The sequence below is a fragment of the Methylocystis sp. Uni0008 genome (assembly GCF_056838045.1).
In genome coordinates, this window is record NZ_CM166370.1 from 1717220 (window position 1) to 1735078 (window position 17859).

Consider the following 17859-nt stretch of genomic DNA (forward strand, 5'->3'; position numbering starts at 1 on the left):
TTCTGAATCAGGACACTAGCTCCTCATGCGTGCGCGCGGCTTCGCGCAGCGCAGAGTTTTGCGCACGTGCGACCAGGATCAGACGCGTGCGCTGACCGTCGGCCAAAGCGCCAACGGCGGCGCTGTATTGCGTTCTCTGCTTTTCCAGACCAGCGAGCGGGCCGAGGCAGGAGGCGTCGCCTTTGCCCGCTTCGAGGAAGCCGCTCCATGCGACGGGGAGCTGCAACAGCCGGATGGTGTGGCCTGTCGGAGCCGTATCGAAAATGATGTGGTCATATCCCGAAGTGATTTCCGTATCGGTGAGCAGCGATGTGAATTCGTCGAAAGCGGCGATTTCCGTCGTGCAGGCTCCCGAGAGCTGTTCTTCGATGCCCTTCACCACGGCTTCGGGCAGCTTGCCGCGCACGGGGCCGACGATGCGGTCGCGATAGGCCTGCGCGGCGGCCTGCGGGTCGATTTCCAGCGCGGAAAGGTTTGGCACGGCGTCAATCGCCGTGATTTTGTCGCCGATGCCGACCCCGAACACCTGCCCGACATTCGAGGCCGGATCGGTGCTGACGAGCAGCACGCGGCGTCCGGCTTCAGCGAGCTCTATCGCCGTCGCGCAGGCAATCGAGGTTTTGCCCACGCCGCCCTTGCCGGTGAAAAAGAGGAAGCGCGGAGGCTGCTCAAGAAAGTTCATTGCGCACCCTCAGCAACAGGACGACGCGCCGCTACAACATCCCTGTTTCGCTTCATTGATCTCCTTTACCGCCGCCCAGCGCGCCAATTCGGCGCGGCTCGGGTAACGACCGGCAAGGGCGATTTCGCCATCAACGAGGATCAGCGGCAGGGCTTCCTGTCCAGACCGTTCCAGAAAGCCCTTCACCATGGCGTTGTCAGCAAAAGCCATGGGTTGCTGGGCAAGATTGAAACGTTCGATGCGCGCGCCGTTCTGCTTCGCCCAATCAACGTCAGCGGCGAAGGCGACAAGCGCCTCATCGGTTTCGACGCCGCAGACGCCGGTGCTGCAGCAAAGGGCGGGATCAAAAACTTGAATGGTCGTCATATTCATCCTTTCAGGATTGAGGTTGAGCGGCCCTGCTGACGACGACTTCGCCATCTTCCTTGGTGAATTCGCCAATGTCGGGATTGGGGAGAATATCGAGCACGGTTTCCGAGGGACGGCACAGCCGCGCGCCCTTCGGCGTTATGACGATTGGACGGTTGATGAGGTTCGGGTGCTCCAGCATGAAGCCGATCAGCTCCTCTTCCGTCCACTTTGGATCGCCAAGGCCGAGCGCGTCATAGGGCGTGCCTTTCTGGCGCAACAAATCGCGCGCTGAAATGCCCATGACTTTGAGCAACTCGACCAGTCGCTCGCGCGCTGGCGGGTCTTTCAGATATTCGATGACGACCGGCTCTTCCCCGCTTTGGCGGATCATCGCCAGCGTGTTGCGCGAGGTGCCACAGGCGGGGTTGTGATAGATGGTGATGGTCATCGTTCAGGCGTCCGCTTTGTGGCCGTGGCTTGCGCCTTCGAGTTCTCCGATTTCACGCAAACGATCCCTGAGCGCCAATTTGTCGAGTCGCTTGATGGGCGTTGCGAGAAGGTAAGAAATCCGGAGCCTGAGGTAACGGAATGCATCATTGAACGCTTTTATTTTTTCGATCTCCGTTCCTTCAATCGCCGCCGGGTCCTCGACGCCCCAATGCGCTGTCATCGGCTGTCCCGGCCAGATCGGACAGACCTCGCCGGCGGCGTTGTCACAGACGGTGAATACGAAATCCATTTTCGGCGCGTCAGTTCCGGAGAACTCCTCCCAGTTCTTCGAGCGGAATCCTTCTGTCGGAAAGCCATATTCCTCGAGCGTTTTAATCGCATAAGGATTGACGGCCCCTTTGGGGTGGCTGCCCGCCGAAAACGCATTGAAACGGCCCGCGCCATCCCTGCGCAGGATGCTTTCCGCCATGATCGAGCGCGCCGTGTTGCCGGTGCAGAGAAAGAGGACGTTGTAGACGTGGTCAGTCATTGGCTGTCTCCCGCTCCAGAACAACAGGCGGCTTCAATCACAGGCGCAGGCTTCGCGCCGCAGCAGGCGGAGGGCTCCCCCTTCACGGCGCTCCTGCGAAATCCGGCAAGCACTGCGTCGTCGCCGTAGATCGTGCTTTCGCCAGTAGTCAGGAAGGCCTCCCACAAAAGCCCCTGCGGGTCGGAGGTCCACGCCTTCTCAGACTTCGCGTAGCAGCAGTTGGTGGCGCCTTCTTCCAGCACGGGCCGCTCAGCCTGTTGCAGGCGCTGATATACTTCTTTCAGCTCTTCGGGCGTCTCGACCTGAATGCCGAGATGATCGACGCCGGCCTGTCCGCCTCGCACGGAAATCGCGAAGTTCACACGTGGATCGTCGAGCATCCATTTCGCATAATCGGGTTTGGCGACTGCCGGCTCAGACCCGAAAAGCGCGGTGTAAAACCCGATTGACCCCGAAAGGTCATCAACGGACACGTGCACGTGCAGGCGTTTCATAGCGTTCCTTTGGCTGGCAAGTTGAAGGTGAAACGGTTTCGCAAGAGGCGCTTGCGCCCTGGCAGCAATTCTCGGTCATGTAAGCGAGCAGCGCGTTCATGACCGGATAGGCCGCAGAGTAGATCAGCGACCGACTTTCCCGCCGGAAGGTCACGAGGTCCGCGTGTTTGAGTTGATTCAAGTGAAAAGACAGAGTTGCGGGCGGAAGCCCCAGCCGTTCGCCGATTTGGCCCGCAGGAAGCCCGTCGGGTCCTGCCTGCATAAGCAGCCGGAATATATCCAAACGCGTCTCATGACCGAGCGCGACAAGGGCGGCGATAGCTTGCTGCTTTTCCATACTTCTAATATGATGGAAATATCTGGCAGGTCAAGGCCCCGGAATTAGGCTGCGCTTCACTTGTGCCGCCAGACCTTGACGGCGGAAGCGATGAGGGTAGCCGCCAGAAGCGGTAGCAAAATTGCGCTCGGTACTCTGCCGAGCAGCCGCCCGCCCAGGAAGGTTCCCACAACGGAGCCAATCGCCATGACGAAGACGAAGGAGCGGCTTTGCTCCAACACTGCAAAACTCCGGTCGCGGCTGTAGCGGGTAAAGCCCACAATCATGGTCGGCAAACTGACCGCGAGTGACAGGCTTCCTGCGAGTTTGATATTCACGCCGAACAACATGCGCGAGTCCCAAACCAATCGTCGCGCATATCCCGGCGCGGCGCGTGCCGCTGGTGTGTAGCTGGAGCGGCACATGGAGATACGAGAGATTCGCGCAAGTGACGGCAAGCGCTAGACGGTAATCAAGCCTACGGCACCAGGCTCTAGTGGAGTAGCTCTAGATGCATCAGTAGTCGCCATGAGCCAACGGTTAGCATCAGCGCTATTCCTAGTAGCATAATGACGACCAAGACGCGCGCTACTTTATTGGAGAGCATGGCGAGACTCCATGTAAAAGAATGCCATTAATTTGCCATTTGATCTGTATTTTAATGGCTTGCGTATGGCTACTTGCCTGCCCCAACATTGGAGGCTCGTCTTGTCGCAAGAAATCGAAAAATCAAAAGCCTCGAAGAAGCAGACCTATTCGACTCCGCAAAGCTATTAAAGCAATTGCACGGTGAAATTTTGGCGCACAGTAATTCGGCGCACACTAAGAAATTCGATGAACTGATCACAAAAATGTCTGTAATTACGCCCTCACTGACCCGAGCTTCTGCGTCTCAATAAGATTGAGCGTACTTGCTCCGGGATGCACGGCGGCGATAGCATTTTCTTAAGAAATTGAGCGTCGCATGATCCTGCAACGTCAGGCGCTCCTTTCTTAACGCCGCAAAGTTTAGGAACGTAAAGCAGCTTGGCGTTGCGCCAAAATCCCTTTTGAATTCCGCACCACAACCCCAACCACCTGCTTGGCTGCAAGCTTCTTCTTGAACCGCTCACGAGCGGCGCGATATCTGGACTCGTGAAGATTACCGTAGGAGGCTTGTCGTTCATAACGGCCCGCGTCAATCGCTCCGGCGTCGGCGATGGTGATGCGGCGCTGATCGAGCCGCTCATGTGTGACGTAATGCTCCGGCGCGTTTGAGCGCTCGATGTCTATTGGTAGTGACCGGATGTCTCCTCGAAAGTTGGGACTGTGTAAGAGGCGTGTAAGAGGCCGATATCATATCGAATAGCACGATGGATGCCGCAAAATGCACGATGAACTGAAACAACTCCTCAAAATCGCCGGAGCTGCATTAGAGGCGGAAGATCAATTTCTCCGTAAGGCGGCCGCCAGCAATCCAGCCGCATATCATAATGAAAAAGCTGGCATTTTGAGGTTCAATAACGAACACTACTACCAGTTCGTTGTTGCGCGCGCGACTGTATCCTCCCTCCGGTTGGCTGCCTCTATCGAAGTCACCTCCAATGATTTGGTGCTCAAAGACCCGAACAGCCGCAACCGGTTCGCGGTGGTCGAAATGAAACGGTGGATGAGCCCCACCAACGAGCGGGAACTTACGCATATCCACTATGATGTCGGCAGGCTTCGATCTGCTAACGCCGAGCACGCTTTCATGCTTGTTTTCTCAGCGAACAGCAGCGATACGACCGAGACACATATCGGGTGGCTGGCTGATGAGTTAAAGTATCCCGCTATCAAAGACCCTGAAGCGCGGCATTGCTTCCGAACATTTGATATGAACGGCGATGAGGTGGAGTTCTGGGTGACTGGTTGGGAAATTGATCACACGAGCATTGCTTCCGGGTAACGTTACCGGTAGCCCCAATCAGTCCGTCCGCTGATATATTGCCCCCGGTGATTGCCGGAAATGATTCCTTCCGATGTCGGCGGGCGACCGGCTCTTCCTGTAGCGAGCGGCGCGCTTGCATGGCTCGGATTTACCGCTCGCCGCGATTGATGTTCGCAAAATCCCCATCGCGACGCCTGCGGCAAAGGGTCGGCCGAACGCGCACTCGAACAACGCTCTTGCGGCAGTCAGGGTCCGCTACGGGACAAGCAGCCTTTCACGCACGGCTGCTTCGCGCCGATTGTGTTGAAAAACTCGACGTTGCCGCACGCCATGGCTCGTGATTCACTTTCCCTGCTGATTTGCAGGAGAAGCGGCGATGATGGGGACTCAGACAGCAGCCGCTCGGTTTTTCTATGATTTTTGCCTCGACGACCATGTGCCAAAGGACCATCAATTGCGCGGGATCGATCGGCATCTCGATCTCGAAGGCATTCGCGCCGCGTTAAAGCCCTTCTACAGCAGCACTGGCCGCCCTTCAGTCGATCCGGAGCTGATGATCCGCATGCTTCTTGTCGGCTATTGCCTGGGCATTCGGTCCGAACGCCGCCTGTGCGAGGAAGTGCATCTCAATCTCGCCTATCGCTGGTTCTGCCGCGTCGGCCTTGACGGCAAAGTCCCAGACCATTCGACGTTTTCCAAGAACCGGCATGGCCGCTTTCGCGAGAGCAACATCTTGCGCCAGCTCTTTGAATCCATCGTCGCGCGTTGCGTGGCAGAGGGCCTTGTCAGCGCTAACGGCTTCGCCGTCGATGCAAGCCTGATCGCTGCCGACGCCAACAAGCAGCGCTCAGTTCCGAGCAGCGACTGGAACCCCGACGAAATCAAAGATGACGCGTGCCGCGCGGCGCGGGAATATCTTGCAATGCTTGATGACGCCGCGTTCGGCGCGGCTTCGCCCGTGACGCCGAAGTTCATCGCGCGATCGGATCCCGCGGCGCAATGGACCGGCGCGCATAAAGGCCACGCGTTCTTCGCCTACGCGACCAATTATTTGATCGATACGGATCACGGCGTGATCGTCGATGTCGAAGCGACGCGCGCCATCCGACAGGCCGAGGTCGGCGCTTCAAGAACGATGGTAGAGCGCACCGAAGAGCGCTTCGGCCTGAAGCCGGGTTATCTTGTCGCCGACACCGCATATGGCTCGGCGGATAATCTCGCCTGGCTCGTCAAGCAGAAGCGGATCACGCCGTACATTCCCGTTTTCGATAAGTCGACGCGAACCGACGGCACGTTCTCGCGTTCGGACTTCACGTTCGATCCCGAGGCCGACTGCTATATCTGCCCGGCTGGAAAAAAGCTGGTTCAGTTCCGGCGCGCCTACGCCACTCCGCGCACCGGCGTCGGGGCTGACGGCACGCGTCGTTACCGCGCGAGCAAGAAGGATTGTGACGTCTGCGAACTCAAAGCGAGATGTTGCCCGAATGCTGTGGCGCGGAAGATTCCACGTGACGTTGAGGAAGATTCCCGCGATGTCGCTCGGGCGCTTGCTGGAACGCCCGAATTTGAAACGGCCTGTCAGCGACGCAAAAAGGTGGAGATGCTGTTCGCCCATCTCAAACGCATATTGCGACTCGGGCGCTTGCGGCTACGGGGTCCATGTGGCGCAAAGGACGAGTTCCTGCTCGCCGCGACCGCGCAAAACTTGCGACGTCTCGCGCGGTTGAGGCCCCCAGAGTTCGAAATGGCGGCATAAGCCGCACACTATGGCGGCGTCGCCGCCACCACGCCGATGAACGCGCAGTCCAATGCTGAAAAACGCCTCCGCGGAGGCCGACGACCCTATCTCCCAGACTTTTTCAACGAAATCCGCCAAAAGCGGACAGAAGATCAATTCCCCTTACAGGTATCGATAAATCGGTAGCCGACGCCAGGTTCAGTCACGATGATTTGGGGCGTCGCGGCGTTGTCCTCTATTTTTGCTCTCAGCTGGCCAACAAACACGCGCAAAGATTGATTGTCGTCCTGATGCGCCAGCCCCCAAACGGTCTTGAGGATTTCTCTGTGCGTCAACGGTCGGCCCGAATGTCGCGTGAAAAAAGCCAGAAGATCGAATTCCTTCGGCGTCAGTTTCACTGGCGCCCCCTTTTTTGTGACGATACGCTTTTGAATATTAACGACGAGTTCATCGGCGACGACAAGATCCGATTCCAAAGCCGATTCTTGCGAATGCCGCAGCGCCGTGCGCATGCGCGCCAGCAGCTCTCCCATGGCGAATGGCTTCTCGACATAATCGTCGGCGCCGAGATCGAGCGCTGCGATTTTCTCTACCTCCCGGTCGCGCGCGGAGAGAACGATCACCGGCGTTCGCGTAAAGATTCGCAGCTTTCGCAGCACCTCCTTGCCATCCATGTCTGGAAGGCCGAGGTCGAGAATGACGAGATCGGGTGTTTTCGCCGATATGGCTGCGAGCGCTTGGCGGCCTGTCGCAGCCTCGAACACTTCATAGCCGCTTGCCGCCAGCGATGGCCCAAGACGCGGCGTATTTGAGGTTCATCGTCGACGACGAGAACGCTCGCGCCGCTCATGCCGCCACGCCTCGCTTCGATTCGCTTGCGGCGGGGAAGCGCATAATCATTCTCGTCCCTCGGCGCCGGACGGCGGGGCTTTGCGCGACAATGGTTCCGCCCATAGCATGCACCAGCCCCCGACAGATCGACAGGCCGAGCCCCGTTCCCGCCTTGCGGCCGTCAACGCGTCCGCTGCGATAGAATTTCTCGAAGATGCGCTCGAGGTCCGCCGTCTTCACGCCGGGGCCTTCGTCGGTCACGGTGATGACGACATCGCGCGCCTCCGGGCGGGCATGAATGATCGGGCCGGTCGGCCCGCCGTATTTGTGGGCGTTGTCGATCAGGTTGAAGAGCACTTGACCGAGAAGATTGGCGTCGCCGCGGATAGGCGGCAGGTTGGGCGCGATGCTGCTTGACGTCTCCATTGCAGGGAAGGCTTTCTTCGACCTTGCGAGGACGCTGCGGATCACCTCCGCCACGTCGATGAGCTCACTGCTTGGCGCGAGCGCGCCTGACTCAATGCGCGACATGTCAAGCAGATTAGCGATGAAGCGCGATAGACGCCCGGCCTCCTCTTCAATCGACAGCAGAAGGTCATCGCGGGCCTCGAGCGGAAGCTTCTCTCCAAGCTCACGAAGGCTGGTGACCGCGCCGGTAATCGAGGTTAGCGGCGTGCGCAGATCGTGCGAGAGGGCGGACAGCAAAATCGTCCGCAACTTTTCATTCTCTTCGAGCGCCGCAGCCTTGACCGACTCGCCGACAAGCATGGCTCGGTCGATCGCGATCGCCGTCTGCTCGATGAGCGAAGATATCGTGCTCTCAGCCGCAGCGGAGAGCGGTTCCTCGGGCGCCTTGGGCTCGATCCCACAAACTGCGACGACCCCCCGCGCCGTCGCAAGAGGTCGGAATTGAAACCGCACATTGGGCAACGTGTCCGTCCGCCATCCGGCCGGTTCGCTTTTTTCCAGAGCCCAGCGGGCGGCGGCGAGTTCGCCAGGATCCAATTGGTCTACCGGCGGCCAGGAGCCCGCCGCTCTTAATCCGCCGTCCTCGGGAATTAGAACGACGACGCAAGACGCTTCCCCGACTTTCAGAATTTGAAGAGCGGACACCCAAATGATGTCATCGACCGTCGTTATCGTCGAGAGCTTACGCGAGAATTCAAAGAGCGACTGCACCGCCTGAGACCGCTGGCGCATGTTTCGCGCATAATCCCGCATTTTGCTCGCGAGCATTCCCGTGATCACGGCGACGATCAGCGCAACGAGGAGCGATAGAAACTCCTGCGGTTGAGAGATCGTCATTTCATAACGCGGATCGAAAAAGAAGAAGTCGCAGGCCAGAAAGGACAGAATCGACGCGATGATCGCAGACCACATTCCAAAGCGCGTCGCGCAGAGCACCACGGGGAGGAGAAAGATCGCCGACGGATTGGTGAGGCCGAGCCAGCGATCGAGCGCATATGCAACAGGCAACGTCGCGGCGACCGCCACGACGGCGCCGGCGACGCCAATCGACGTCTCCGATAAGCTCGGAAGTTTCGGGCTGCGCGCAGCGAGCCCGCTATCTTCCTGGACGACGACGTGAACCGCGATATCAGTCGATTGTCGAAGAATTTCGTCGGTCAGCGACCGACGCAAAAACCTGGGAAATGTCCGGGACGGCGAACGACCGAGCACAATCTGGGTAATATTCTCACGTCGGGCAAAGCGCAGCACTTCGTCTACGAGATCGTCTCCGGAGATGCGTGCTACTTCGGCGCCGAGCCGCTCCGCCAGACGCAACGAATGGTCGACATTTCGTACGACATCCGCAGACCGTTCTTCCTGGCCAGCGCGCTCGACGTAGAGCGCGATCCATGTCGCGTTGAGGCCTGTCGCGAGCCGGGCGGAGGCGCGGACCACGGCTTCGGATTTTGCGTCGCGGCCGACGCAAACAAGTAAACGCTCCGCCGTCGCCCAGGGACCCTCGATCGCCCCTTGCCGAAGGAAGTCGACCATTTGATCGTCCACCCGCTCGGCCGTTCGACGCAAGGCAAGCTCGCGCAGCGCCGTGAGATTGCGCGGCGTGAAGAAATTCTGCGTCGCGCGTCTCGCGGTCTCGGGAACATAGACCTTGCCTTCCTTCAGTCTCTGGAGCAGCTCGTCGGGCGTGATGTCGACAAGGATGACGTCCGCGGCGTTCTGCAGCACACGATCCGGCACGGTCTCTCGCACGGCGACGCCGGTGACGCGCGATACGACGTCGGCGAGGCTTTCAAGGTGCTGGACGTTCAGCGTCGTCCATACGTCAATACCGGCATCGAGCAGCTCCTCAACGTCCTGCCAGCGTTTGGGATGACGGCTATCAGGCGCATTGGTATGCGCGAGCTCGTCGACGACGATGAGCTGAGGCTTTCGCGTCAGCGCCGCATCTATGTCGAATTCCTCGATGGTCCGGCCGCGATAGTCGCATTTGCGGCGCGAAAGCGTTTCGAGACCCCTGAGGAGCGTCTGCGTCTCGAGACGTCCATGGGTCTCAGCCACGCCTATGACAATATCAACGCCCTCAGCCTTCGCGGTTTGCGCGCGCGCCAGCATCGCATAGGTCTTGCCGACACCGGGCGCGGCGCCAAGGAATACGCGTAGCTTCCCTCGACCCTCCTTGTCGCTCAAGGCAAGGAGCGCGTCGGGATCAGGTCGGCGGTCGAAGTCTTCGTCGTTACGGGCCAAAGACGTCTACCTTCTGGGCGTCATCCTCATTTTAAGCGATCTATCGCCATGTTCAGCAAGAGCACATTCACGCGCGGCTCGCCAATCACGCCAAGAACGCGTCTTTCGGTATTCGCCTCAACAAGCCCGCGCACCTGCGCCTCGCTGAGATGGCGCGCCTTGGCGATGGCGGGCGCTTGCGCCAGCGCGAACTGCGGCGAAATGTGCGGGTCGAGGCCGGAGGCGGAGGTGGTCACGGCGTCGGCCGCCACGATGTCGATGCGACCAGCGTCAAACTCCGCCTCGATCGCCGCATTAACGCGATCGACGAGCATTTTCGACGTCGGTCCAAGATTGGAGCCCATCGAGTTCGCGGCGTTGTACGGGGCGTCCACCATACGGGATGGATCGGCCGGATCGGGGCCGGTCGTCGCCGACGGCCGGCCACGAAAATAGCGATCGGACGCAAAATTCTGTCCGATCAGCGCCGAGCCGACAACGATTCCTTCACGTTCGATGAGACTGCCGTTCGCCTGCCCAGGCAGAACGAGCTGGGCGACGCCGGTGATCGAGAGCGGATAGAGCACTCCAGTCAGCGCTGTGAACAGCAAGATCATGACGATCGCCGGACGAAAATGGGAGAGCATCTTGAGGTTTCCTTACGCGAGATGTATGGCCGAGACCGCGAGGTCGATAAGCTTGATGCCGATGAAAGGCGCGATCAGCCCGCCCAGCCCGTAGATCAGCAGATTTCGCCGCAGCAGCGCCGCGGCCCCGATGGGCCGGTACGGGACGCCCGTGAGCGCGAGAGGTATGAGCGCGACAATGATGAGCGCGTTGAAGATCACCGCGGAGAGGATCGCCGAATGCGACGAGGCGAGCTTCATGATGTTGATCGCCTCCAGTTCCGGATAGGCGACGACAAACAGCGCCGGAATGATCGCGAAATATTTGGCGACGTCGTTGGCGATTGAAAAGGTCGTCAGCGACCCGCGCGTCATCAGCAGCTGTTTGCCGATCGCGACGATCTCGATGAGTTTCGTCGGATCGCTGTCGAGGTCGACCATGTTGCCAGCCTCGCGCGCCGCCTGCGTGCCGGTCTGCATGGCGACGCCGACGTCGGCTTGAGCGAGTGCGGGCGCATCATTGGTGCCGTCGCCGCACATGGCGATGAGCCGGCCGCCTTGCTGTTCCTTGCGAATGTAGGAGAGTTTGTCCTCGGGTTTGGCCTGCGCGATGAAATCGTCGACGCCCGCTTCTCCGGCGATCGCCGCGGCGGTGATCGGATTATCGCCCGTGACCATGACGGTCTTGATGCCCATGGCGCGCAAGGCGGCGAAGCGCGATTTAATATCAGGCTTGATGATGTCCTTCAGATGAATGACGCCCAACAGCTTCCCATTCTCAGACACCGCGAGCGGCGTCCCGCCCGCGCGCGAGATGCGCTCCACCGCGCGCTCGAAATCGACAGGAACGGACTTAACTTGCGCGGCGACGGCGTCGACCGCGCCCTTGCGTAGCGTCTGGCCGGGAAGATCGACGCCGGAAATGCGCGTGTGCGCGGAGAATGGAACGATCTGGGCCTCGGGGCCGAGGTTTGGCGTCGACGAGTGAAGAACGCTCTTGGCCAGCGCGACGATCGATCGGCCTTCCGGCGTTTCATCCGCGAGTGAGGCAAGCAGCGCCGCTTCAACGAAAGCATGCTCGGAAACGCCTTCGACCGGAACGAATTCGTCCGCCATGCGATTGCCAAAGGTGATCGTGCCCGTCTTGTCCAGAAGGAGCGTGTCTACGTCGCCCGCCGCTTCCACCGCGCGACCGGAGGTGGCGATGACATTGAAGCGGATCAGCCGGTCCATACCGGCGATGCCGATGGCGGACAGGAGTCCACCGATGGTCGTTGGGATCAGGCAGACAAGCAGCGCGATCAGCACGGTGACCGAAATTGCTGCGCCCGAGTACGCCGCGAGCGGCCAAAGCGTCACGCACACGATCAAGAAAATGATCGTCAGCCCTGAGAGGAGGATCGATAGCGCAAGCTCATTTGGCGTTTTCTGCCGCTGCGCGCCCTCGACGAGCGCGATCATACGGTCAATGAAGGTCGAACCAGGCGCCGCGGTAACCTTGACCTTGATCCAATCGGAAAGAACCGTCGTGCCGCCGGTGACCGCCGACCGGTCGCCACCCGCTTCGCGAATCACGGGCGCGGACTCGCCTGTTATCGCCGACTCGTTGACCGAGGCGACGCCTTCGATAACTTCGCCGTCACCGGGGATGAGGTCGCCCGCTTCCACTAACACCACGTCGCCGAGCTTGAGATCAAGCGCCGAGACGCCTTCGTAGACGTCCTTCATCCCGCTATTGTTTTGCGGATCAATCAATCGTTTGGCGTGCGAATCGCTGCGCGTCCTGCGCAGAGCGTCCGCCTGCGCCTTTCCGCGCCCCTCGGCGACCGCTTCGGCGAAATTGGCGAAGAGCACGGTGAACCAAAGCCAGGCGGCGATTTGGCCGGAGAAAAAGGCGGCGCCATTTTGCGCAAAGAGATCGCGCATAAAAAACGCCGTGACGACCGCCGACACAATTTCCGTGACGAAGATCACCGGATTGCGCGCGAGGCGACGCGGATCAAGTTTCTTGACGGCGTCGACGGCCGCCCGCTTGGTGATCGCGGCGTCGAACAAGCCGGGAGCGGCGACCTTATGCGACATTGGACATGCTCCTTAGAAGATTTTTCCTGCGAGCAGCGCGAAATGCTCGACGATGGGACCGAGCGCGAGCGCCGGAAAATATTGCAGCAGATAGAGAACGACGATCACCCCGATCAGCAGGCCGATGAAGAGCGGACCATGCGTTGGGAATGTGCCGACTGATGCGGAGACCCTCTTTTTCGCCGCGAACGAACCGGCGATCGCCAATACCGGAATCACGAAGGCGAAGCGTCCGAGCAGCATCGCGACCCCAAGCGTCGTATTGTACCAGAGCGTATTGCCGCTGAGCCCCGCAAAAGCGGACCCGTTATTGTCAGTGGCGGAGGCGAATGCGTAGAGGATCTCGGAGAGGCCGTGGGGACCGGCATTGTTCAGACTGGCGAGGCCGGTCTCGAGCATGACCGAAGCCGCCGTAAAGACGAGAACGGTAAGCGGATAGACCAGCACCGCCAGCATCGCGAGCTTCATCTCGCGCGCCTCGATCTTCTTGCCGAGATATTCTGGCGTGCGGCCGACCATGAGTCCGGCGACGAAGACGGCGATAGTCGCCAGCACTAAGAAGCCATAAAGGCCCGCGCCGACGCCGCCTGGCGCGATGCTGCCCATCAGCATGTTGAACAGGGGCACGAGACCGCCGAGCGGCATGAAGGAGTCATGCATCGCGTTGACGGCGCCGCAGCTGGTGCCTGTCGTCGCCGCGGCGAATAACGCGCTCATCGCCGGACCAAAGCGCACTTCCTTGCCTTCCATATTGCCGGGCGAGGGATCGACGCCGATCTCGGTCAGCAGCGGATTTCCATGCGCCTCCGCCCAGTAGGCGACGAACACGCCCGCCACAAGCACGATCATCATCGTGATGGCGATCGCACGACCTTGCCGATGGTCCAAGACTGCGCGTCCAAAAGCAAAAGCGGTCGCAAAGGGGATGACGAGGAGAGACCAGATCTCGAGCATATTGGTAAGAGCGTTCGGGCTCTCGAAGGGATGCGCGGAATTGGCGTTGAAGAAGCCGCCGCCATTGGTGCCGAGCTCCTTGATCGCCTCCTGACTGGCGACAGGACCTATGGCGAGCGTCTGCTTCGCGCCCTCAAGCGTCGTCGCTTCGATCGAACCCTGAAGCGTCTGCGGCACGCCGAGAGCGACCAGGACGAGCGCGACGACGATCGATAGCGGCAGCAGCACGTAAAGCGTTGAGCGAGTCAGATCGACCCAAAAGTTGCCGATTGTCGGCGAATCGGCGCGCGACAAACCGCGCACCAATGCAAACGCCATCGCGAGCCCCGTCGCAGCGGACACGAAATTGTGCACGGTGAGGCCGAGCATTTGCGTCAAGTGACTCATCGTCGACTCGCCGCCGTAGTTCTGCCAATTCGTGTTGGTGACGAAGCTCACCGACGTGTTGAAGGCGAGGTCTGTTGGCACCCCGCTAAAGCCTTGAGGATTGAGCGGCAGATAAGCCTGAAGCCGCTGCAGCGCATAGAGTGTTACAAATCCGACAATGCTGAAGGCCAGTATCGCCATCGCATACGCCAGCCAGTTTTGCTCGCGCCCGGGATCAACGCGGGAGAGCCTGTAGAAGGCGCGTTCGATGGGCGAGAGCACAGGAGTCAGCAGGCTGCGCTCACCCGCTAAAACTCTGGCTATGTAATCGCCGAGCGGAACAGCAGCGACGATAACGGCAATCAGCACGATGGCGATTTGCGCCAGCCCAGTGGAAGTCATGGCGAACGCCCGGTCTTTGCCGGGCCTCCCTTCAGAATTTTTCGGGATGGAGCAGCGTGTAGGCGAGGTAGGCGCCGAGCAGAACGGCGACGATCAGTCCGATGACAGGTTCCGACATGCGCCTCTCCCTAAAGTCGCCCGCAGGCGCGGGCATAGGCGCCGATGATCGCGAAAAGGAAGATGCCGAAGCCAAGATACAGAATATCGAGCATGTGCGCCTCTCCCGCGCTGGTCATCGCCGTGCGCCTCTTCGAGCGCGCCAGGCCCGCAATTCGTGAAACAGGTTGTTTACGATGAGAAAGACCAAGGCCGCGACGCCCAAGCCTATCAGAGATTCAGGCATGATCGTGTCTCACTTTAATGTCGCGTTCGCGCTTGGCTATCCGCCAAAGGTGAACTCACGAGCCGGAATTTGCACGCGAATGATGTAAGGGCGCTATTAGGATTTTTGGTCGGTTCTTCGACTCTACTCAAATCGGTGAGTCCGAACGCGCCAACCCATCGGGCAGCTAATAACTGCCGCGTCCGAACGCCCGGGAACTACGCAAGGTTACTGCTCCGCTTGATCGGGCAAGAGCTATTGCGCCTTGGCGCGCGCTTGCAGGCAGCGGCTCCACGTCAGCCATGCCGCGCCATCTGACGGCGCTGTCTATGCGCGTCGCGCATGATCGCGGACTTATCGTAGGAGCCGGAGGGCGTGATGCGCATGTCGGGCTTCACAATGTCACCTGCCGTGGGGGCTTGGCGACGGCTGCGCGAAATTCTTCCTCGGTCAGGGCTCCGCGTTCAAGCAGCGGCCGCGCGACCCGTTCGATACGGGACCCAGTTGTCGTCGACCATCTTGGTGGCTAGCTAGCGCCTCGGCGTAGCCCGCATCTCTCGCGACGCCGCCAATCTTGCGCCCCGCTATGACGTCGCGCCGACGACCAGAATTGAGGTCATCCTTTCCCAAACCCTGGCAAGTAGTTGGCGCCGATGCGTAAGGTTACGATTGCCGTTCGCGGCTTCAGCGGCCAGAAGCGTTGCAGCGGAACGCCTAGCCTGCCCCCGCACGGCCGCTCATCCCGGAAAGGCTCGTTTCAAGCTTGAGGAGGTGGGTGCCGCAGCGACAACCATTCATGCTAGAAAAGACTAAGCGGGTCTCTCACGGAAGGCAAAGGCACAGGCGACCCTAAAGCGGTCGCAGAGTAACGCTGGAGGCTCCGTCAGTCACGCGCCCAGCTCTCGTTGCTTCTGCAATTCCTTCTCTGGAGCGGGTTACATGCTGTCTGCACTGAGCGAGTGGCTCTTTAACACCTCTGGCCTGTCGCCGCATGGATACTGCTTGCTGTGGGAACCGGGACTGATCTGGCTCTATGCGGTTTCCGACGCGACTATCGCGCTGGCGTATTTCTCTATCCCCCTGACGCTCGTGATTGTGGGAAAGCGGAGGAGCGATCTCATATTTCGGCCGCTGTTATGGCTATTTGCCGCGTTCATCCTCCTGTGCGGCATGACGCATTTGTTCGATCTTATGACCCTCTGGGCCCCGCTCTACGGCTTGCAGGGGCTCGTCAAAGCGGCAACTGCGATCGCCTCCATCGCGACGGCGGTCGCGTTATGGTGGGCTATGCCGAATTTTCTCGCCCTTCCTTCGATCGAGCAGCTACGTCACGCCAATGCTGCGCTGCTTGCGAGCGAGGAGCGGCTGGCCCATGCGCAAAAAATGGAAGCGCTCGGCCAGCTGACCGGCGGCATCGCGCACGACTTCAATAATGTGCTTCAAGTCATCGTCGGTTCCCTTAGTGTGATCGAGCGCCAGATTGCACTTGGGCGCGCGAACGCCATAGACCGCCCCCTGGCGGCGATACGGAAAGCATCGACGACCGCCTCCAGCCTCACCAACCGCATGCTGGCCTTCTCGCGTCGACAGACGTTATTGCCGCGGGAGATCGACCCCAACAAGCTCGTGGCAGGCATGGAGGAGATGCTGCGCCGAACATTGGGGCCCGAAATCCATCTGGATCTACGCTTGGGCTGCCGCTGGAGCGTGAGCTGCGATCCCTGCCAACTCGAGAGCGTCTTGTTGAATCTCGCAATCAACGCTCGGGACGCCATGCCGCAAGGCGGCGCGCTCAGGATAGCGACCGCCGATCGGACGTTTGCGACCGAGTCATCCGATCCCGATATGGAGCCAGGAGACTATGTTGAGATCGAGGTCGCGGACAACGGCGTGGGGATGAGTCATGATCTGCTCAGCCGCGTTTTCGAACCGTTTTTTACAACAAAGCCCACGGGACAAGGGACGGGTTTGGGCTTGTCGCAGGTTTACGGCTTCGTCAAACAATCTGGCGGGCACGTGCGAATCGATAGCGCCTCGGGCGAGGGGACCAGAGCGCGAATTTATCTGCCGGGACACGCGCCGCTTCCATCCTCAGCCGCCCAAGACCAGCCGCCGACCGGGACGGAATTCGACTCTCCTTGCGCTGCGCATCGAGGAAAAACTCTGGTCGTCGAAGATCAAGAGGAGGTGCGCTCTCAAATTGTCGGCACCCTCGCTGAGATGGGCTGCAAAACAATCGAAGCCGGCGATGGGACGGCAGGATTGAAAATAATACAGTCAGGCGAGCCCTTGGACCTACTGATCAGCGACGTTGGCCTCCCCGGGTTGGGCGGACTTCAATTGGCTGACGCCGCCCGAGCCGCGTACCCTGATCTGCCGATCCTGCTTATCACCGGATATGCGGGCAAATCGGCGGAGACATTACAGCTGGCCCCAAATATGGAGCTTTTGCGCAAGCCGTTCACGCTCGATGAATTGGCCGAGAGGGTTCGGGCGATGTTCAAAGGGACCTCCCATGCTGAGTGATCCGACTTGCGGCGCCGTCCACTCGGCGCTGAGTCATCGGTGAGTTCCTTGATTACATTGAAATTCGCAAACCGACCCTAACCGGAGAATCGCTGGCGGCCGTCGCAAACCCGACTGTTCGCTACGGCCCTATGAAAAGCGCGCTTCACGAGCGCTTGCTTCCGAACTGACACACCATCAGCCGGGAAGCCGCGCGAATCTCCATACGTTGAAGCGGACTGAGCGGAGCCAGATGAAAATCACCCTTGCAGACAGGGCGGGCCATACGTTCATTCGGCTCATGGACGCTGCGGCCAAAGCCCTTTCGACGAAAACGCTGCTCAGCTCCTTGGCTGGATGATTGGCGCGCAGCAACCTGCAGCCGGCGGCTGGTCGTCAACGGCAAGGCAGCTAAACAGTCTTTGGGGAAGAGTGCGGTTGGACGCCACTTCTCACGAAAACAAAGGCGAGCATAGCTGTTGTCCAAACCCATTAAACGAACAGGGCCGTCACGAAATCGATCTGCAGAGGTCGAAACTAGATGTTCTGTCTTGTTGGCTGGACGCTCGATCATTCGCGCATCTCCTAACATTGTTCGGCGAGTGCCGCGT

15 protein-coding genes and 2 pseudogenes are annotated in these 17859 nt (G+C 59.9%); 3 read left to right on the top strand and 14 right to left on the bottom strand.

Annotation, left to right across the window (positions count from 1 at the left end; all coding sequences use genetic code 11):
* Positions 1 to 7: 7 nt before the first annotated feature.
* The 7 genes and pseudogenes from AC0X69_RS08370 to AC0X69_RS08400 form a co-directional block, all read right to left on the bottom strand.
* A complete protein-coding gene (locus AC0X69_RS08370) occupies positions 8 to 682 on the bottom strand; it encodes a TRC40/GET3/ArsA family transport-energizing ATPase (RefSeq protein ID WP_482612995.1) in 675 nt (224 codons plus the stop codon).
* A gap of 9 nt (positions 683 to 691) precedes the next feature.
* On the bottom strand, positions 692 to 1048 hold the full coding sequence (gene arsD / locus AC0X69_RS08375; RefSeq protein WP_482612996.1) for an arsenite efflux transporter metallochaperone ArsD: 357 nt from the start codon (positions 1046 to 1048) through the stop codon (positions 692 to 694).
* Positions 1049 to 1058: 10 nt separating this feature from the next.
* Positions 1059 to 1481 carry an arsenate reductase (glutaredoxin) gene (gene arsC / locus AC0X69_RS08380; protein WP_482612997.1) on the bottom strand — a complete coding sequence of 141 codons (423 nt, stop codon included), beginning with the start codon at positions 1479 to 1481 and terminating at the stop codon, positions 1059 to 1061.
* A 3-nt stretch (positions 1482 to 1484) separates the two neighbouring features.
* Complete coding sequence (locus AC0X69_RS08385) at positions 1485 to 2012, bottom strand: arsenate reductase ArsC (protein ID WP_482612998.1); 528 nt, start codon at positions 2010 to 2012, stop codon at positions 1485 to 1487.
* Positions 2009 to 2506 carry an ArsI/CadI family heavy metal resistance metalloenzyme gene (locus AC0X69_RS08390; protein WP_482612999.1) on the bottom strand — a complete coding sequence of 166 codons (498 nt, stop codon included), beginning with the start codon at positions 2504 to 2506 and terminating at the stop codon, positions 2009 to 2011. The genes AC0X69_RS08385 and AC0X69_RS08390 overlap by 4 nt, the downstream gene beginning before the upstream one ends.
* Positions 2475 to 2843, bottom strand: a complete 369-nt coding sequence (locus AC0X69_RS08395) for an ArsR/SmtB family transcription factor (RefSeq protein WP_482613000.1) — start codon at positions 2841 to 2843, stop codon at positions 2475 to 2477. Before AC0X69_RS08395 ends, AC0X69_RS08390 begins: the two co-directional genes overlap by 32 nt.
* 56 nt (positions 2844 to 2899) lie before the next feature.
* A pseudogene (locus AC0X69_RS08400) lies at positions 2900 to 3172 on the bottom strand (TSUP family transporter); the annotation flags it as partial.
* Positions 3173 to 4188: 1016 nt separating this feature from the next.
* Between AC0X69_RS08400 and AC0X69_RS08405 the strand changes: the two are divergent.
* Positions 4189 to 4749: a hypothetical protein gene (locus AC0X69_RS08405; RefSeq protein ID WP_482613001.1), complete on the top strand. Its 561-nt coding sequence runs from the start codon at positions 4189 to 4191 to the stop codon at positions 4747 to 4749.
* 358 nt (positions 4750 to 5107) lie between these two features.
* A complete protein-coding gene (locus AC0X69_RS08410) occupies positions 5108 to 6487 on the top strand; it encodes a transposase (RefSeq protein ID WP_482613002.1) in 1380 nt (459 codons plus the stop codon).
* Between the two features lie 134 nt (positions 6488 to 6621).
* Here AC0X69_RS08410 and AC0X69_RS08415 read toward each other — a convergent pair.
* The 6 genes and pseudogenes from AC0X69_RS08415 to kdpF form a co-directional block, all read right to left on the bottom strand.
* Positions 6622 to 7319, bottom strand: a pseudogene (locus AC0X69_RS08415) (response regulator).
* Positions 7316 to 10012 (bottom strand): DUF4118 domain-containing protein, encoded by a 2697-nt coding sequence (locus AC0X69_RS08420; RefSeq protein ID WP_482613003.1) that lies wholly within the window; start codon positions 10010 to 10012, stop codon positions 7316 to 7318. The pseudogene AC0X69_RS08415 and the gene AC0X69_RS08420 overlap by 4 nt, the downstream one beginning before the upstream one ends.
* 26 nt (positions 10013 to 10038) lie before the next feature.
* Complete coding sequence (kdpC, locus tag AC0X69_RS08425; protein ID WP_482613004.1) at positions 10039 to 10638, bottom strand: potassium-transporting ATPase subunit KdpC; 600 nt, start codon at positions 10636 to 10638, stop codon at positions 10039 to 10041.
* A 12-nt stretch (positions 10639 to 10650) separates the two neighbouring features.
* Positions 10651 to 12699 carry a potassium-transporting ATPase subunit KdpB gene (gene kdpB, locus AC0X69_RS08430; RefSeq protein WP_482613005.1) on the bottom strand — a complete coding sequence of 683 codons (2049 nt, stop codon included), beginning with the start codon at positions 12697 to 12699 and terminating at the stop codon, positions 10651 to 10653.
* Positions 12700 to 12711: 12 nt separating this feature from the next.
* Complete coding sequence (gene kdpA, locus AC0X69_RS08435; protein WP_482613006.1) at positions 12712 to 14421, bottom strand: potassium-transporting ATPase subunit KdpA; 1710 nt, start codon at positions 14419 to 14421, stop codon at positions 12712 to 12714.
* A gap of 31 nt (positions 14422 to 14452) precedes the next feature.
* Positions 14453 to 14575, bottom strand: a complete 123-nt coding sequence (kdpF, locus tag AC0X69_RS08440) for a K(+)-transporting ATPase subunit F (protein ID WP_482613007.1) — start codon at positions 14573 to 14575, stop codon at positions 14453 to 14455.
* Positions 14576 to 15682: 1107 nt separating this feature from the next.
* Between kdpF and AC0X69_RS08445 the strand changes: the two genes are divergently transcribed.
* The gene (locus AC0X69_RS08445) at positions 15683 to 17269 is read left to right on the top strand and encodes an ATP-binding protein (protein WP_482613008.1); all 1587 of its coding nucleotides are present in this window, start codon (positions 15683 to 15685) and stop codon (positions 17267 to 17269) included.
* Between the two features lie 145 nt (positions 17270 to 17414).
* Here AC0X69_RS08445 and AC0X69_RS08450 read toward each other — a convergent pair whose 3' ends face one another.
* The gene (locus tag AC0X69_RS08450) at positions 17415 to 17822 is read right to left on the bottom strand and encodes a hypothetical protein (RefSeq protein WP_482613009.1); all 408 of its coding nucleotides are present in this window, start codon (positions 17820 to 17822) and stop codon (positions 17415 to 17417) included.
* Between the last annotated feature and the right edge of the window lie 37 nt (positions 17823 to 17859).

What these genes read in the sequence shown, in the direction of transcription:
- AC0X69_RS08385 (WP_482612998.1), bottom strand. Translation starts at nt 2,012, where the DNA reads ATGACTGACCACGTCTACAACGTCCTCTTTCTCTGCACCGGCAACACG.
- arsC (WP_482612997.1), bottom strand. Translation starts at nt 1,481, where the DNA reads ATGACCATCACCATCTATCACAACCCCGCCTGTGGCACCTCGCGCAAC.
- kdpB (WP_482613005.1), bottom strand. Translation starts at nt 12,699, where the DNA reads ATGTCGCATAAGGTCGCCGCTCCCGGCTTGTTCGACGCCGCGATCACC.
- AC0X69_RS08410 (WP_482613002.1), top strand. Translation starts at nt 5,108, where the DNA reads ATGATGGGGACTCAGACAGCAGCCGCTCGGTTTTTCTATGATTTTTGC.
- AC0X69_RS08395 (WP_482613000.1), bottom strand. Translation starts at nt 2,843, where the DNA reads ATGGAAAAGCAGCAAGCTATCGCCGCCCTTGTCGCGCTCGGTCATGAG.
- AC0X69_RS08445 (WP_482613008.1), top strand. Translation starts at nt 15,683, where the DNA reads ATGCTGTCTGCACTGAGCGAGTGGCTCTTTAACACCTCTGGCCTGTCG.
- AC0X69_RS08370 (WP_482612995.1), bottom strand. Translation starts at nt 682, where the DNA reads ATGAACTTTCTTGAGCAGCCTCCGCGCTTCCTCTTTTTCACCGGCAAG.
- kdpF (WP_482613007.1), bottom strand. Translation starts at nt 14,575, where the DNA reads ATGCCCGCGCCTGCGGGCGACTTTAGGGAGAGGCGCATGTCGGAACCT.
- arsD (WP_482612996.1), bottom strand. Translation starts at nt 1,048, where the DNA reads ATGACGACCATTCAAGTTTTTGATCCCGCCCTTTGCTGCAGCACCGGC.
- kdpA (WP_482613006.1), bottom strand. Translation starts at nt 14,421, where the DNA reads ATGACTTCCACTGGGCTGGCGCAAATCGCCATCGTGCTGATTGCCGTT.
- kdpC (WP_482613004.1), bottom strand. Translation starts at nt 10,638, where the DNA reads ATGCTCTCCCATTTTCGTCCGGCGATCGTCATGATCTTGCTGTTCACA.
- AC0X69_RS08390 (WP_482612999.1), bottom strand. Translation starts at nt 2,506, where the DNA reads ATGAAACGCCTGCACGTGCACGTGTCCGTTGATGACCTTTCGGGGTCA.
- AC0X69_RS08450 (WP_482613009.1), bottom strand. Translation starts at nt 17,822, where the DNA reads ATGATCGAGCGTCCAGCCAACAAGACAGAACATCTAGTTTCGACCTCT.
- AC0X69_RS08405 (WP_482613001.1), top strand. Translation starts at nt 4,189, where the DNA reads ATGCACGATGAACTGAAACAACTCCTCAAAATCGCCGGAGCTGCATTA.